Genomic DNA, 16,296 nt, shown 5'->3' with positions numbered 1-16,296 from the left:
GGTGGTGCCGCGGGTGATGACGACGTTTGCTGTTACCTAAGCCCGCCGGAAGACATGCGATCTAAAACCGAGTGTCCGAGCAAAAAGTAAGTCATAAAGATTATAGAAATAAAATGCTCTAAAAAGTAGGACTTTGCCAGGCGCGCCTTATTTTGCTGACTCTTAGTCAAACATTGAAGACGGTATCGCGCTGAAAAACGCCCCCGTAGCCGAATACTAAATCCAGCTACAGGAGCGTTTATGCAGTCCCTACAAAGGGGCTAGGTGATTACCAACCGAATCCGTAGTCGTAGAATGCACGACCGAAGAATCCGTGGGCATAACCGAAGCCACCCATGTAACCAAAACCACGGTGATCGTAGTTATAGGCTACGCGTTGGTTACGACGACCGTAGTAGTCACCGTTACCATAGTTGCCGTAGTACTCCGGGTAGTACCAGTACCAGACCTGAGGGCGGTGCTGCTGACCGTTATCCTCCTGATTCTGTGCTTCAGGAAGGGGGTTCTGGTGCTGCGCGGTGGAAATAACCTGCATATCGAAGCTGATGTTGTTGCTCCAGTGCGAGTTAGCGTGAACCTCAACGGCGATTGCGTTGCGACCTTCGCGCAGGTACTCAGCAGGAACGTCAACTGAGAACAGCTGAGCGTTCTGGCTTTCCGGACGCTGGGTTGCGGGGGTATTAGCCGAGATACGACCCTGCGGCATGTTCTTACGAGCAACTTCCTTGCCGTTGACATAAACCACAGTACCGTCATCTGCGTAGGTGGTGAGCTTCAGATACTGCTGAGCCTGTTCCTTCGTGAGGGTAACGTCCTTACGGGCGTAGATGCTCATCGGAGTACCAAAGAAGGTATTCACCTCGGTCTCAACGTTCACCGAGCCAGCACCCAGGGGAGCCTTGCCGCGAGACCATGCGCCGCCGAGCCATGAACGAGTTTTCCATTCGCTTTCGGCGCGGTCGCTGCCTACGCGGTAGACCCATGAAGAACCGCTATCGACGAGAACCTGATCGCCCCGGGGCTTCTGCTCCTGTTTGGGAGCCTCTTGCTTGGGCTGCTCCTGCTTGGGGTTGTCCTGTTTAGGATCTTCCTGCTTAGGCTGCTCCTGCTTCGGGTTCTCCTGCTGCTTAGGCTCGTTCGGTTTCAGATCATCGTTGGGATCAGCGGGCTGAACCTGATCGTCTGTCGCAGGGTTTTCCGGCTGAGGCTGTTCATCCTGTTTAGGATCTTCCTGTTTAGGCTGCTCCTGCTTGGGATCGTCCTGGATGGGGTTCTCCGGCTGAGGATTGACAATATTCTTATTGTCATCCTGCTTGGGATCTTCCTGTTTAGGATCCTCTTGCTTGGGCTGCTCCTGCTTAGGATTATCCTGTTTGGGAGCCTCCTGCTTAGGATCTTCCTGCTTAGGCTGCTCTTGCTTGGGCTGTTCCTGCTTGGGGTCCTCTTGCTTAGGATCTTCCTGCTTAGGGTTTTCCGGCTGAGGCTGCGGATTCTCCTGCTTGGGGTTCTCCTGCTTAGGCTGCTCAGCCTTCTTGCCAGATACAGCAACCGAAGTAGAAGCAGAGTAGTTACCGTTTGCATCAGCCGCACGCACGAAGTAACGAGCGTTGTCGGTGTGCTTTACCCTGTAGCTGGTGCCGTTCACAGTAGCAATCACGCGATCGTTACGGAGCACATGGTAACGTGCACCCGCCTCGCCAGATGCGCTCCAGTTCAGCTGATCGTTATCACCGGATTGAGTAACGGTCAGGTTACTCGGAGCAGGCGGGGGAGTAACATCGCGTGGTGCGTAGCGTACGAAGCCAACAGATTCCTGCTGCACACCATTTTCACCTAGGGAGCGGTTCAAATCGCCGCCAACCCACAGTACACCATTGGAGTCCACGAAGGATTCCCAGATGCCATGACCACTCTTACCCTTAAGAGTAGGAGCGAACTCGGGGAGAGTTTTACCGCTGTCCTTATCGAACGCAGCAACCAAACGGATGCTGTCGGTCACGGTAGAACCACGCCATGCGTAGTCGTGGGTGCCGCTGCCCTGGTACAGGAAGTCACCACAGTGGCAGGCGCCGTAGATGTTATTACCGTTGAGATGCAGATCCTGGAAATCACCGCCGTTGCGGGTAATACTCGAGCTCAAACGGGTCATTGGTTCGTTCTTAGTGTACTGAGAAATCATGTGCTCAGTACCACCAAGCCATACGGAGCTGCCAGCATCCTGAACGTCAAAGTGGAAGCCCCACACCCTTTTCTCGCGGGTTTGTGGATCCGGAAGGTATGAGGGAGTGACCTCCCATGTGCCGACCTTCTTGGCGGAATCGAGGATACGTGCCACACGGAATGCGCGTTGGTCATTCATCTCGGTGAAGTAACCGGCGGCAAATACCTCGGAGTTATCTGCCGATGCACTCATACCATTTACTGTTCCGTTGAAACGCGGGGTCCACGTGCGATCAACCTGGTTGGTGGAGATCTTCACGCGAGCAGCGTTACGGGAGTAAACCTTATTGGGGGTTCCTGAGCTCTTGAGATGGGTAAACGTACCGCCCAAGTACAGGTAATCCCCCTGAGCTTGCAGAGTCTTCACAGAAAGAGCTGAACCGGAAACATTGTTTTCAACCTGCAGGTTCAGTTCGCGGTCAAGCTGTCCGGTTGCGGGGTCAAGCACCGCAAAACCGGGCACCTTTTCGCCGTTAACCTCGGTGAATTCACCACCAACGGCCAACTTGTTGTTCGGCAGAGCCTCAAGAGACTTAATTTGACCATTGAACTTCGGCTTGAAGGTCTGCACCAGTTCACCAGTATTGACGTTGAAACCAGCAAGATAAGACTGATCCACATGAGCACCGGCTGCAGACTCCAGGTATGCAAAGTCACCGCCGGTGAAGACAGTGTCGCCTACCTGAGTAATAGCCTGAACGTAGGTGTTCATTTCGTTGACGTTACCGGTTCCAGACTTATCGCTTGTGCGCCACTTCCATGGCATAGAACCGCTCTTGGGCAGTGCGCGGCGGTTACTTGCCGCGGTACCGTTATCGCCAATAGCCTGTGCCCCCATGTTCTGCTGGGTTAGCTTCGGGCGCAGGTAGACCTGAGTGAAAGCGAAGGGAGTAGCGTTGGAACCGCTCGGGCGGTACAGATATGAGTTGCTTGCGCTCTCATTGCGATTTCCGTTAGCACGAACATCACGGCTGTAGCTAAAGCCGAGCTTCCATCCCTGCTCACGCTGCTCATCAAAGTTCAGCACCGAGTAGGTACCATTTTGCTGGATATGACCCTCGGTCTTGTCGAAGTGGGTACGATCCCTCTGCATGTACTGGGGGTTATCCGCGCTGACGTCAATATTGGACCAGATATTGTTGCTTCGCAGAGCCCAGGTCCAACGCTCGGTCTGATCACGATGCGCCGTGATGTTCTGCCATTCCGTGCCGTCAGTATTCAGAGCGCGGCGGAAGCGCACGCCATCTTCAAGATCCTGCGGCTTCTGGCCGTTCAGCAGCTCATCAACAGTGGTAGAGGGCAGCTGTACCGGAGTCATTGCGTCGTCACCCTCAGGGCTAGTGTATAGCTTAGACGCAGCACCTCGACCGTGGTAGTTCTCGGTCCAGCCGTCACGGCCGCGACCAATCAGAACCCAACCGCCGCCGTTAGTCTCCTGGTCGCAGTAGAACTGCTGTGGAGCCGACATCGAAGGGGTGTACAGCCAGTACTTACCGGATTTTGCATCCTTGTTGACTTGTTTAGCTTCATAGCAGGAAGCGGCTGCCTTGTCGCTGGAGGAGCCGTCGTGAACGACCGCATCCTCAGCAGCGTAGGCTACGGGACCTACCGGGGCTAGCCCGGAAAGTCCAAGCGTCAGGGCAAGCCCTACCGCCGTAGTCGCTTTTCTAGCAAATTTCATGGTTTTATTGCACCTCCGTTGAATGCTGAATACGTATTGAAGGAGTGGAATAAACACGGGCAGACACCGAAGGATAAAACGGCCTTACGATGCCTGTAGGTACGACGTACCATGTGCTTAGCAATCGGGATTGTTAGGGAAGTCGTGTTGGGCTATTTTCCACGTGCCGTCAGATTCGACCAGCGTATATATATTGAGAGTCCGTTTGCCTCCGCTCTGGAGTTCCCGACCCGCGCTGTCTTTGGTCTTGACTTGGGAGGAATCCAGGCACACTTCGACGAATCGTGCACGCTTGCCCTGGTAGGTTCCTTCGGCAACTTTGGGGCTGCCGACGACCGTGCTGGTGCCCTCGTAATGCCAACCGTTTTGGGCGTACTCGGCAGCGGATGCCGCGTATTCTTCAGCGGCGTTGTCTACAGCTACCTTGTTGATGGAGTCCATGGTTGCCTCATCAAGAAACTGCCGGGGTTGACCGGAATCTGATGAAGCAGTATCTGCTGAACCTTCAGGCGCGCTTGGAACAGAAGACATGGTCTGCTCATAGGAGTTTACGAGACCGTTGACTTCTTTAACCTCGGCAGCGTCAGTCGAGACAGTTTTAGCGTCTTTGAGTTGCTCTGCCTGGGGATAATTTTCGTCCTGCGCAGGAACTTCAGCCTGTGCAGATTCAGAGGAAGAAGTAGCAGTCTCAGAAGAAGAAGGGGCGGAAGAAGCGCTAGATGCGCTGGAAGCAGAAGATGACGAGCTTGCTGAAGCTGAGCTGTCAGGGCTCGCAGTCTGTTGATCTGATGACTGAGAGCATGCCGCGAGGGGGACTATCAGAGACAAACTCAGAAGTAAGCCCGTTGCTGCCCGTCGCTGTTTCGGAAGTGAAGAAAACGTACGAAGCACGATCTTTCTCGTTCAGTTGTAAGGTGGTTGGTTATCGGTAAAGTGAAGGCACTTCTGCCAACAATAACGACAACCCACCCTTTGTGTAATTGTAAGTGAGTGAATTGCTATTGCCGACGGGAGTACCCGTTGGTTTTTATTATTTTCCATGGGGCTACACCGCGCCATGAAGGCACAGAACTTTCCGTGGATACCTATAGGCTAGCACAGCGAACGAGAGTTGTGACCGCGGTGAGGTCACAATACTCACGGATAGTCCGAGGGGTGGACAAATACTATAAGAAAACCTAATAAATATTTTATGAACCCTTATCAAAAGAAAGGTGTAAATGGTTGTTTCGATACAAAGTTGATAGTTGTCCTCACATATAGAAATTTACCCATAAAATACCTATAAAACTTCGCAGGGCATGGGTAGAGTTGGGTTTCGGCAACTGAGTCTACTTGAAAGATATCTAAAGCTCTTAAATTTATAAATATGCACTCAATATACGTTCTGAGACTTGGCACATACTTTACCTATCAAATAAAAAATAATAGTACATACCCCCAGAAAACAGGTTCCCTGTGATAACAAGGGAGAAGGGAGGTGGGCAAGCCTTACTATAAATTTCCTAGCCACAGCTTTAAAACCAGGATTTACAAGGGGATATACCTTAAGGACACTCTCATGAACAGTTAAAAATATGCATTTCGCATGCCATCCTCAAAAATATGAGCAGATAGGAACCGACGAACAATAGATTTTGTCGTGAAGACCCGCCTCACCGGCTGTAGTCGAGGAGATAGACAAAAAGCCTGAACGAGATACCCCTACGGTATAAGATAGACGGGTACCCAAACGCATCAACGTGGCAATATAGAGCGCACGCATTATTGGGAGACGCCGCCTTGAATGCCACCGCATCCGGTAGAAGGAGTATCCGTGAAACTAACTGGACTGAGCCGTCTTCTGACAGAACAGCCCTCCTACCGTCATATTCTTGAAGCCTGCGATGTTCCCGCTGCGGAACGTCCTGTCCAAACCCTGATTGGCGCCGTTGCCGGTGTACAGGCACCCCTTATAGCTGATCTTGCCGTTGCAGTACGGCGCCAGTCCAGAACCGGAAAAACTCCGCTGACGCTCATTATTACACCAACCGAGCGACAGGCTGAGGATACCGCGCATGCCCTGCACTCATATTTGCCCGATCACCATATCGAGAGCTTTCCCGCGTGGGAAACTCTGCCGCATGAACGGCTTTCGCCACGCAGCGATACCGTGGGAAAACGTCTGAATGTTCTGCGCTCTATAACTCATCTTGAAACTCCGACTCCACAGGTTGTTATAGCTCCGGTACGTGCGGTCATTCAGCCTCTCGTGGCTGGTATTGAGAACCTGGAACCGGTAAGCCTAGTACGCGGTGAAGAATACTCTTTCAAAGACGTCATTAAAGGTCTAACAGATGCCGCATACTCGCGTGTAGATCTCGTAGCAAAGCGTGGTGAATATGCGGTTCGAGGCGGTATTATCGACGTCTTTGCACCTACCGCACAGCATCCGGTTCGCTTGGAATTCTTCGGCGACGAACTTGACGAAATACGTTACTTCTCAACGGCAGACCAGCGCACTCTAGGGCAAGAAGCAGACCACCCAACGCACGTTACTTTACTCCCATGCCGTGAGCTTCTTATTACCCCGGAAGTTATGGGACGTGCTGCCCGACTCAAAACGGACTATCCGGCGGCATCAAGCATGCTTGAGAAGATTGCGGGAGGTATCTATGTCGAAGGCATGGAATCTCTAACCCCGCTTCTTGTCGATAAAATGCAGACTCTCGTGTCTCTGCTCCCCGAAGAATCACTCATTATTTCTCTGGAACCTGAGCGGGTGCGTGCCCGTGCCGAAGACCTTGTGGCAACCAATGAGGAGTTTTTAGCGGCCGCTTGGGATGCTTCCGCTGATGCGGGCTCGCGTGCGCCTATAGACTTGGGACAGCTTCGGGTCAGCGACAGCGGGTTCCACACGATTGCCGCGACCCAGCAGGAATCTTTGGACCGTAACCTATCCTGGTGGGAAATCACCGAGCTTGTCGATAGTGTAGATCTTCTCAACAATGCTCCCGACGACGACATCCCAACTATGACGGTCGCGGCACAGGCTCCAGCATCCTTCACCGGCTCGGTAGAACAAATGCTTCACGAGGTTGGTTCGCTGGTTCGTGACGGCTGGACGGTACTGGCGCTTACCAATGGGCGAGGATCCACCGACCGCCTCATCGAACTTTTCCGCGAGAGTATCTCAGGAGAAGACCCAATTCCGGCCATACGTCGGGAAACCCTCGACGGGGGAACGGAAGGCGCTCTACAGCCCGGAGTCGTCGAAGTTTGTGAGACCCCAGCCTCTGCCGGATTTTTAATTCCTGAGGCACGCTTTGCTGTTTTGACTGAAGGTGAAATTTTGGGCAGGCGCGGCACCTACGCGCCACGTGGCGCGAGCGGCAAAAAACTCAAACCCCGTAAACGACGTAACGCCGTCGATCCCCTGGCGTTAACCCCTGGCGATTATGTGGTGCACGAACGCCACGGTATCGGTAAATTCATTGAAATGGCTTCGCGCCCAGTCGCTGGAGTGTCTTCAAAACATGGGGAAACCCCTTTGAAAGAATACCTGGTGATCGAGTATGCGCCTTCAAAACGCGGGGGAGCCCCTGATCGCCTCTTTGTACCCTCCGACCAGCTGGATCTCATTTCGCACTATGTGGGAAGCGAAACCCCGACCCTCTCTAAAATGGGCGGGAGCGACTGGGCTAAGACAAAGAGCCGCGCACGTAAAGCAGTCAAAGAGATAGCTGCTGACTTGGTTAAACTCTACTCGGCGCGGCAAGCTTCGCGCGGTCATGCATTCTCAGAAGATACTCCCTGGCAACGGGAACTTGAGGAATCTTTTCCTTATAATGAGACTCCCGACCAGCTCACCGCTATTCACGAGGTTAAGGCGGATATGGAGAAGGAAATCCCCATGGATCGCCTGATCTCCGGGGATGTTGGCTTCGGTAAAACGGAGGTCGCTATTCGGGCTGCCTTCAAAGCCGTGCAGGATGGTAAACAGGTTGCCATACTTGTACCCACAACCCTGCTGGCGCAGCAGCATTTTGAGACTTTTACCGAGCGTTTCTCGGGGTTCCCCATCAAAATTAAGGTGCTATCGCGCTTCCAAAAAGCTAAAGAAACCCGCGCTATCGTGGAGGATATTGCCTCCGGGAGTATAGATGTGGTGATTGGTACCCACCGCATCCTCTCGGAAAACGTGAAGTTCAAGGATCTTGGACTCGTCGTTATTGATGAGGAACAGCGCTTTGGTGTGGAGCATAAGGAAAAGCTCAAGCAGATGCGCACTAATGTGGATGTGCTTGCCATGAGCGCCACCCCGATTCCGCGCACGCTCGAAATGTCGCTCACCGGTATTCGGGAAACCTCAACGTTGGCGACCGCACCGGAAGAGCGGCATCCCGTGCTCACTTTTGTGGGGCCGCGTACTGATGCCCAGATTACTGCCGCTATTCGACGCGAACTTATGCGGGAAGGGCAGGTATTCTTCGTCCATAACAGGGTGGCGAATATTGATACTGTTGCCGCCGAAATCGGTAAGCTCGTGCCGGAGGCACGCATCGCCACGGCACACGGGCGCATGAGTGAATCTCGGCTTGAGCAGATTATCGTGGACTTCTGGGAGCGACGCTTCGATGTTCTGGTGTGTACAACCATCGTGGAAACTGGATTGGATATTTCAAATGCCAATACCCTGATTGTTGATAACGCCCAGAATTATGGACTGAGTCAGCTGCACCAGCTGCGCGGGCGTGTGGGTCGCGGGCGTGAACGGGCTTATGCCTACTTCCTGTACCCGACGGATAAGAGCCTGGGTGAAGTTGCGCATGAACGCCTCAAAGCAGTAGCAACCCATAACGAGCTGGGTGCCGGACTGCAGCTGGCGATGAAAGACCTTGAAATTCGCGGCGCCGGTAACCTGCTCGGCGGCGAACAGTCCGGGCATATCGCAGGTGTCGGCTTTGATCTGTATCTGCGTCTCGTGGGAGAAGCCGTGGCAAATTTCCGCGGCGAACAGGAGAATACCGAAGTCGAGGTTAAGGTTGATCTTCCCGTTAATGCCCATATTCCGCATGATTATATTGATGCGGAACGTCTACGCCTGCAGGCATACCGCCAGATAGCCTCCGCAGACACCGATCAGAAGATCGCGGAGGCACGCGAAGAGCTTCATGACCGTTACGGTGCCTTGCCCGAACCCGTAGAGAATCTGCTTCAGGTGGCGGTGCTGCGCCGCGAAGCACGGGAAGCAGGCATCCATGAGATTACTGCGCTGGGGCCGAAACTGCGCGTGGTCAGCGGTGAGCCGCTGCCGGAATCACGGCAGATGCGCCTCAAACGTGTGTATCCTGGCTCAACCCACACCCAGCCGAAGGGTCTGAGCACGTGGCTGACGCTGGTTCCGCGTCCTAAGACTCTGCCGGTCGGTGGCGTGGACCTTATTGACGGTCCTATGTTGGAATGGTGCTCGAAGTTCATTAACTCTATCTACTCGGCAGACCCGAAAGCATTGGAGGAGTCATGATGCCATCGGCACCTACCCCGCGCACCCCGAAAGGCTGGGTGCGACTTCTGCTGAGTATCGTGGGATGGGCGGCGCTAGGCATTGTCACCTTAGGCACGATTGCTTGGGTCTTTTTCGGCACATACGGGTTAACGGTGTACTTCGTTGTAGTGGCGTACCTGCTGATCGCGGTTGCTTGCGGTACACCTGCCCTCTTGTTTTATACAGCCCATCGAGCTAAGGTTCGCAGCGGAGAATTTGGCACGAGCGGACCGGTAAGGTTTGGCAGCAAGGAATAGCGTGGGAGCAACAGATTGCCGGACGGTGTCACATTTCTTATAGACTGTGATACCGTCCGGCAGATAAGAAAAACTATAAAATGGGGTACTTCAGTTACTTTTGTACCTTATTCTGATCCGTAATCTTACGGGTTGTCTTCGAGGGCAGCAGATGGAACACAACACCAAAGAAAATTCCAAACGCAACGAGGGAACCGGCATACAGAACCGGACCGCCTTCGGGGTAGGTGCCCAGCAAGTAGAGGGATAGAAGCAAAAATACGAAGCAGCCGATGAACAACACTGCGTTCTCAAGATGCCTGCCCTGCCCGGAGTAGGCGGGAGGTTTCGTCGTTTTAGCCATAATTTTCCTTCATCTGTAGCGACCTGCATTGGGTCGATGATGTGTGTGCTTCACCCCGGTTTCAGTGCCCTATAAACATTTGTAAACCGAGAAATCCTTTCTCAAGTATAGTGTTTTTACCCGCACGAATGCACACTTATGACGCAGCGCAACTTCAAAATATGGTTCATGACGTTACCCGGCAAATATAAGACTCTCGTAGGCATCAAGATGTATCCGTAGCGTTCTCGACGACTCTGTCGCTCCTGCAGGCATCACGGTACCTACTCGGCACCAAAAATCGGCATTTAATATCCTAGAGACGACGGCGGTTTCGGTTGAGTATTTCAGTGTGATAGCACACAATGAAAGTGTGACTTCAACAGTGAACTATGCATCCCAACGAATCGTGATACTAGGCGCTGGGCCCGGCGGCTATGAGGCCGCGCTTGTGGCAGCATCATCGAATGCTGATGTAACAATCATCGAACGTAATGCTCTAGGCGGCTCCGCAGTCCTAACCGATGTGGTACCTTCGAAAACGCTTATCGCTACCGCAGATATGATGACTCGTTTCTCTGACGCCGGGCGATTGGGGATCGAAAATACCAAGGGCGACGCGCCGCAGTTGCAAGTAGATATGAACCGGGTGAATAGCCGTGTTTTGGATCTAGCGCATCAACAATCTGCCGATATCAAACGGGCCCTTGCCTCTGCCGGGGTCAAAATTATCAGCGGCACCGGTAAGCTTACCGGTCCACACACCGTCGCGGTTACCGATAATACCGGGCTGGAATATGACCTGCATGCAGACTTTATTCTGCTGTCGGTCGGGACGCACCCACGTGAGATGGCGACCGGGCAGCCTGATGGGGAACGGATTCTCACCTGGACGCAGCTCTATAATCTGCGTGAGGTACCTCGCGAACTCATCGTAATCGGTTCGGGTGTTACCGGTGCCGAATTCGCCTCTGCCTATAACGGGCTTGGCTCCCAGGTGACCCTAATTTCTTCGCGAGATCGTGTGCTTCCGGGCGAAGATGAAGACGCCGCGCGTGTGCTGGAAGACGTCTTTGAGCGCCGTGGTGTTCGGGTAATGCCGCGGTCGCGTGCGAGCGCCGTGGAACGCACCGACGACGGTGTGGTGGTGACTCTCTCCGATGGACGCAAGGTTTCCGGCACGCATTGCTTGGTCGCAATTGGTTCTATTCCCAACACTGAAGGACTGGGTCTTGAGGTCGCTGGTGTAGAGACCAACGAGTCGGGATATGTGGTTGTTGATGCTGTTTCACGTACGTCAGTACCGCATATTTACGCTGCTGGAGACTGCACGGGTGTGTACCCGTTGGCTTCCGTAGCCGCTATGCAGGGGCGCATAGCGATGGCGCATCTTTTGGGTGATACGGTGCATCCGCTTCGCACCGATCGAGTGGCAGCGAATATTTTCACCACCCCGGAGATTGCGACCGTGGGTATTAGTGAGAAAGACCTTGCCGCCGGGGTTTACCGAGGCGAGGCTGTCATGCTTCCGTTGACTACGAATCCGCGCGCCAAAATGATGGCGTTCCAAGACGGCTTTGTGAAGATTTTTGCCCGTAAGCACTCCGGTACTGTGATTGGCGGGGTTGTGGTCGGTCCGCGTGCATCCGAACTTATCTATCCTATTGCGCTGGCTATCGAGAAGAAGCTGACGGTGGATGATTTGGCCGCTACCTTTGCTGTATACCCGTCTCTGTCCGAGGCGATTTCTACGGCATCGCGGCAGCTTCACACCCGTGTTTAGATTTTTGCATAGCTCTTGATATAGGTTTGAGGGGCGTGACTCTATATGAGTCACGCCCCTCAAATGCATACAGGATTCAGGTTATTTAGTGCTGACCGCGTTCATATCGACGTCGCGGGTTTCATGCGTGAGCAAGATGAAGAGAACACTCAGCAAGGATGCACCTGCTAGGTAGTATCCGACGGCCCCAACACCAAACTTCGTATTCAGCCATACCGCCACGAACGGGGTCAAAGCGGCCCCCAAAATAGATGCCATATTGTAGGCGATACCGCTGGCGGTGTACCGCACATTGGTGGGGTACAGCTCGGGCAGGTAGGCGCTCATGGAGCCGAAAGAAAGCCCCATCAGGCACATTCCGATGAACATGAAGATGGTAACTGCGGTGGTATTGGCCTGTGCTCCGGTACCCACGACGGAGGGTGCAATAAATAGGGTGAAACTACCGCCGAAGACAGCCATAGCGATAGTGGTCCACAGCTGTTGTTTGCGGCGACCGTATTTGTCGGCTAACCATCCCGAGACGGGAATAAAGAGCGCAAAACCAATGATAGAGATGAGCTGAATCTCCAAGAACTTGTGGTAGGGGATGCCCAAACCACCCGCATTAACCTTTCCAATACCGTAGGAAAGAATCCATGCAGTCATCAGGTAGAACAGCACGTAGCATGCCACCATGATAAAGGTACCCTGAATCATGGGCCACCAGGCAACTTTGAACGCCTCAACCAACGGGGTCTTGACCTTCTCATCGTTCTTGACAGCTTTGGCAAAGACAGGGGTTTCTTCGAGCTTGAAACGCACATACAGACCCACGGCAACCATGAGGATGGAGAGCAAGAACGGAACACGCCAGCCCCAAATCAGGAAGGGGTGATCGAGGTTCTTACCGTCTGTGGCGGAGTTGAAGGTAATCCAGCTGGTTAGGAGCAGCATGAATCCGTTAGCAAAAACGAAGCCAATGGGCGCGCCCAGCTGGGGCCACATAGCGGAACGTGCGCGCTTGCCTTCTTCGGCATATTCGCTGGCGAGCAGAGCCGCACCCGACCATTCGCCACCCAGGCCTAGACCCTGGCAGAAACGCATAATGGTTAGCATTGCCGGTGCCCACAGACCAATCTGATGGTAGGTGGGCAATAAACCGATGAGGAAGGTTGCTAACCCCATAGTGAGCAGAGCGCCTACGAGTGTAGCCTTACGACCGATCTTATCGCCGAAGTGACCGAAAACGATAGAACCCAGCGGGCGGGCGATAAAAGCAACGCCGAAGGATGCGAAGGAAGCTAACAGCTCAGTGGTAGGGTCTTTGGACGCGAAGAACAGAACCGGGAAAACCGCCACAGCTGCGGTGGCGTAAATATAGAAATCGTAGAATTCGATGGTGGTGCCCACCAGAGAGGCGATAATAACTCTGCTCTTGGGGGTTGTATTCTTAACCTGCGTGCTGTGCCCGGCGGAAACGTCGGGCGCGTGTGTGCTCATCGTGAACAGCTCCTGAAAAGGGATAGTAGCGACTACGCTCGATGCGGTGAGTGTAGATTCTCAACTTTTATATTCTACGCCTCGCGATGCGGTGCCAACATCCTGTATTCATCATCTGGACCATTCAGCTGTATTTCAGTGTTCGAGGATGAAAAATCAGGAACACACGAAACAAACCGCCGGATGCGTATGAGAGAACGCATCCGGCGGTTATAGGGTATAGAGTCCCGTCAGAAGGCTATTTGATGGTGGCTAGAACGGCACCTGCGGTGACAGTATCGCCCGCCTTCAAGGACAGCCCGGAAATCTTACCGGCCTTATGCGCGTTGATAGGCTGTTCCATCTTCATAGCCTCTAACACCAGGATCAGATCGCCTTCGGCGACTGTGTCTCCATCGGCAACGGAGACCTTCACGATCGTACCCTGCATGGGGCTTGTCAGATCGTCGCCGCTGACCGCATTTGAACCACCGCGAGCACGGGACTTACGGGTTTTCGATGCGGGCTTTGAACTGCTCTTGGCAGGAGTACCGCCCAGTTCAGGCAGAACAACCTCAAGACGCTTACCATTAACCTCAACGACCACGGTTTGACGTTCGGCATCGTCATCATCCACGCTGCCAGGAGCGCCGGAGTAGGGCGAAATGGTGTTCTTGTAATCGGTTTCGATCCACCGGGTGTGAACCTTGAAGTCTGATCCTGTTGCAGGGGCGAAATCGGGTTCGTCCAGAACTGCGCGATGGAAGGGAACCACCGTCGGAAGGCCGTCGAGTGTGAGCTCGTCTAGGGCTCGGCGAGCGCGTTCGATCGCCTGCTCGCGGGTAGCACCAGTCACGATGAGCTTGGCCAGCATTGAGTCGAAGTTGCCGCTGATAGTATCGCCTTCTACGAAGCCGGAATCCCAGCGCACACCGGGGCCGGAAGGAACACGAAGTTTTTCGATGGTACCCGGTGCTGGCATGAAGGAACGCCCTGCATCTTCGCCGTTGATGCGGAACTCGAAGGAATGACCCCGCAGCTGGGGACTCTGCGGATCGATTTTCTCGCCGCGGGCAATGCGGAATTGTTCACGCACCAGGTCAATACCCGATACTTCCTCAGAAACCGGGTGCTCAACCTGTAAGCGGGTGTTCACCTCTAGGAAGGAAATCGCTCCGTCCGGGGCAAGCAGGAACTCGCAGGTACCCGCACCCTGGTATCCGGCTTCCTGCAGAATCTTACGGGATGCTTCATAGAGCCGGTCGCTTTGTTCTTCCGTAAGGTATGGGGCGGGGGCTTCCTCTACGAGCTTTTGGTTACGGCGTTGAAGAGAACAATCACGGGTCGAAACGACTTGCACATTGCCGTGAGCATCGGCCAGGCACTGGGTTTCGATATGGCGCGGGGAATCTAGGAAGCGCTCAATAAAACATTCTCCGCGGCCGTAGGCTGCGACCGCTTCCCGTACGGCGGATTCGTAGAGCTCGATAATATCGCTGCGGTTGCGCACAACCTTGATGCCGCGACCGCCGCCACCGAACGCTGCCTTGATCGCGATGGGCAAACCATGCTCGTCGGCAAAGGCGAGCACTTCATCGGCAGACTCTACGGGGTCCTTGGTCCCAGGTACCAAGGGGGCACCCACTTTCTGGGCGATATGGCGCGCGGCAACTTTATCGCCCAACTGGGTAATAGATTCGGGGGAGGGACCAATCCAGGTTAACCCGGCATCAATGACTTTTTGGGCGAATTCGGCGTTTTCTGAAAGGAAACCGTAGCCGGGATGCACCGCATCCGCGCCGGAACGAATAGCTACCTCAATGAGCTTGTCCATCACCAGATATGACTGGGGCGCGGTCGCCCCTCCTAGAGCGTAAGCCTCGTCTGCGAGTTTAACGTGCTGGGCATCGCGATCCGGTTCTGCATAAACGGCGACGGTCTCTAAACCTTCGTCACGGGCCGCGCGAATAATACGTACCGCGATCTCGCCGCGGTTAGCAATAAGAATTTTACTGACCGGACCGGTATGGTGTCCGGGAACAGCTGTAAAGTTTTTGATGGCTTTTGCCGGGTTGTGAGTCACTGAGGCTCTCCTTTTTATCCTGCCGAAAGCATAGCGAGAAAAGCTGAGAATGGCGAATATATAGCGCCGAATGACGCGAAAAATATAAGAAAAGTGAGGAGGCTTATACCGGGTTTGGCTTAGCGCTCGTTAGTCTGATGAGGACTTCCAGAAAAAGCTTATCGATATCCCATATCGTGAGAGCATTTCCTTGAGTGCATTCACCGACAGCCCAATCACCGTATGTGATTCCCCGCAGATGCCCTGAATAAAGGCAGCACCATATCCGTCGAGGGTAAAGGAACCCGCTACATGAAGTGGCTCACCCGTGGCAACATAAGCATCAACCTCTGCGGCGCTCATCGGCGCAAAGTTTACGGTAGCGCTGCGTACCTGCTGAACGGCGGGAAGCTGTTTATCTTTGGTCTCACCGATCCCATCCCGTAAATCTATGAGGCAATGTCCGGTGTGGAGCACCCCGCTTCGACCACTCATCGCAGTGATGCGCTCGCGTGCTTTCTCAGGGGTATGCGGTTTGCCGTAGGCGACCGATTCAAACTCAAAGACCGAATCGCATCCGAGTACAAAGGCGTTTACTATACCCTGGGCGGCGAGAGAATCAGCAACCGCGCGTGCCTTTGCCTCCGCAAGAATACCGGAGACCTCCGCCGGGGTTAGGTCAGTGCGGCCTTCTTCGCGGGCGCGCTGGGCAGCACTGGCTAGTGCCGCATCCTCATCGACATCAGAGACATGAATATCAAACATAATGCCGGAGTCTTCAAGGAGCTTTTTACGCGCGGGTGATGCGGAAGCCAGAATCAGGCGCGGTGCGGGGCCTGATGCCGAATGCGACGCACCGGATGGAACAGAAGATTGGGAAGTCATATCTTTATTTTAGAACGAGTATCAAGATTGGTCTTCATACGAGAGAATAGTCTCCGTACCATACCGATGCGCTGCATACCCTATGCCGTAGCCAAGAA

General features: G+C 53.9%; 9 protein-coding genes. 3 read left to right on the top strand and 6 right to left on the bottom strand.

Annotated elements, in window-relative coordinates:
* Positions 1–268: 268 nt before the first annotated feature.
* Positions 269–3,901, bottom strand: a complete 3,633-nt coding sequence (locus tag HMPREF3164_RS04525) for a fibrinogen-like YCDxxxxGGGW domain-containing protein (RefSeq protein ID WP_070449197.1) — start codon at positions 3,899–3,901, stop codon at positions 269–271.
* Positions 3,902–4,018: 117 nt separating this feature from the next.
* Entirely contained in the window at positions 4,019–4,729 is a 711-nt protein-coding gene (locus tag HMPREF3164_RS04520) for an IMS domain-containing protein (RefSeq protein ID WP_168160752.1), read from the bottom strand.
* Positions 4,730–5,717: 988 nt separating this feature from the next.
* Here HMPREF3164_RS04520 and mfd point away from each other — a divergent pair.
* Together mfd and HMPREF3164_RS04510 are read left to right on the top strand one after the other, a co-directional pair.
* A complete protein-coding gene (gene mfd, locus HMPREF3164_RS04515; protein WP_083297339.1) occupies positions 5,718–9,407 on the top strand; it encodes a transcription-repair coupling factor in 3,690 nt (1,229 codons plus the stop codon).
* Complete coding sequence (locus HMPREF3164_RS04510) at positions 9,404–9,685, top strand: amino acid transporter (RefSeq protein WP_070449192.1); 282 nt, start codon at positions 9,404–9,406, stop codon at positions 9,683–9,685. The genes mfd and HMPREF3164_RS04510 overlap by 4 nt, the downstream gene beginning before the upstream one ends.
* A 94-nt stretch (positions 9,686–9,779) precedes the next feature.
* Here HMPREF3164_RS04510 and HMPREF3164_RS04505 read toward each other — a convergent pair whose 3' ends face one another.
* The gene (locus HMPREF3164_RS04505; RefSeq protein ID WP_013398676.1) at positions 9,780–10,028 is read right to left on the bottom strand and encodes a hypothetical protein; all 249 of its coding nucleotides are present in this window, start codon (positions 10,026–10,028) and stop codon (positions 9,780–9,782) included.
* 352 nt (positions 10,029–10,380) lie between these two features.
* On the opposite strand from HMPREF3164_RS04505, the gene HMPREF3164_RS04500 reads away from it, so the two are divergent.
* Positions 10,381–11,790: an NAD(P)H-quinone dehydrogenase gene (locus tag HMPREF3164_RS04500; protein WP_070449190.1), complete on the top strand. Its 1,410-nt coding sequence runs from the start codon at positions 10,381–10,383 to the stop codon at positions 11,788–11,790.
* Between the two features lie 81 nt (positions 11,791–11,871).
* Here HMPREF3164_RS04500 and HMPREF3164_RS04495 read toward each other — a convergent pair whose 3' ends face one another.
* The 3 genes from HMPREF3164_RS04495 to HMPREF3164_RS04485 form a co-directional block, all read right to left on the bottom strand.
* A complete protein-coding gene (locus HMPREF3164_RS04495; protein ID WP_070449188.1) occupies positions 11,872–13,272 on the bottom strand; it encodes an MFS transporter in 1,401 nt (466 codons plus the stop codon).
* 238 nt (positions 13,273–13,510) lie between these two features.
* Positions 13,511–15,334, bottom strand: a complete 1,824-nt coding sequence (locus HMPREF3164_RS04490; protein WP_070449187.1) for an acetyl/propionyl/methylcrotonyl-CoA carboxylase subunit alpha — start codon at positions 15,332–15,334, stop codon at positions 13,511–13,513.
* 129 nt (positions 15,335–15,463) lie between these two features.
* Positions 15,464–16,198: a Maf family protein gene (locus HMPREF3164_RS04485; protein ID WP_070449185.1), complete on the bottom strand. Its 735-nt coding sequence runs from the start codon at positions 16,196–16,198 to the stop codon at positions 15,464–15,466.
* Positions 16,199–16,296: the final 98 nt, after the last annotated feature.

This window comes from Rothia sp. HMSC08A08, assembly GCF_001808385.1.
Classification (GTDB): domain Bacteria; phylum Actinomycetota; class Actinomycetes; order Actinomycetales; family Micrococcaceae; genus Rothia; species Rothia dentocariosa.
The sequence above is the reverse complement of the archived record's forward strand: the minus strand, read 5'-3'. Positions and strand labels throughout refer to the sequence as shown.

Bases quoted from the DNA above. Each gene is read 5' to 3' on its own strand.
- HMPREF3164_RS04525 (WP_070449197.1), bottom strand. From the start codon at position 3,901: ATGAAATTTGCTAGAAAAGCGACTACGGCGGTAGGGCTTGCCCTGACG.
- HMPREF3164_RS04510 (WP_070449192.1), top strand. From the start codon at position 9,404: ATGATGCCATCGGCACCTACCCCGCGCACCCCGAAAGGCTGGGTGCGA.
- HMPREF3164_RS04505 (WP_013398676.1), bottom strand. From the start codon at position 10,028: ATGGCTAAAACGACGAAACCTCCCGCCTACTCCGGGCAGGGCAGGCAT.
- HMPREF3164_RS04495 (WP_070449188.1), bottom strand. From the start codon at position 13,272: ATGAGCACACACGCGCCCGACGTTTCCGCCGGGCACAGCACGCAGGTT.
- HMPREF3164_RS04485 (WP_070449185.1), bottom strand. From the start codon at position 16,198: ATGACTTCCCAATCTTCTGTTCCATCCGGTGCGTCGCATTCGGCATCA.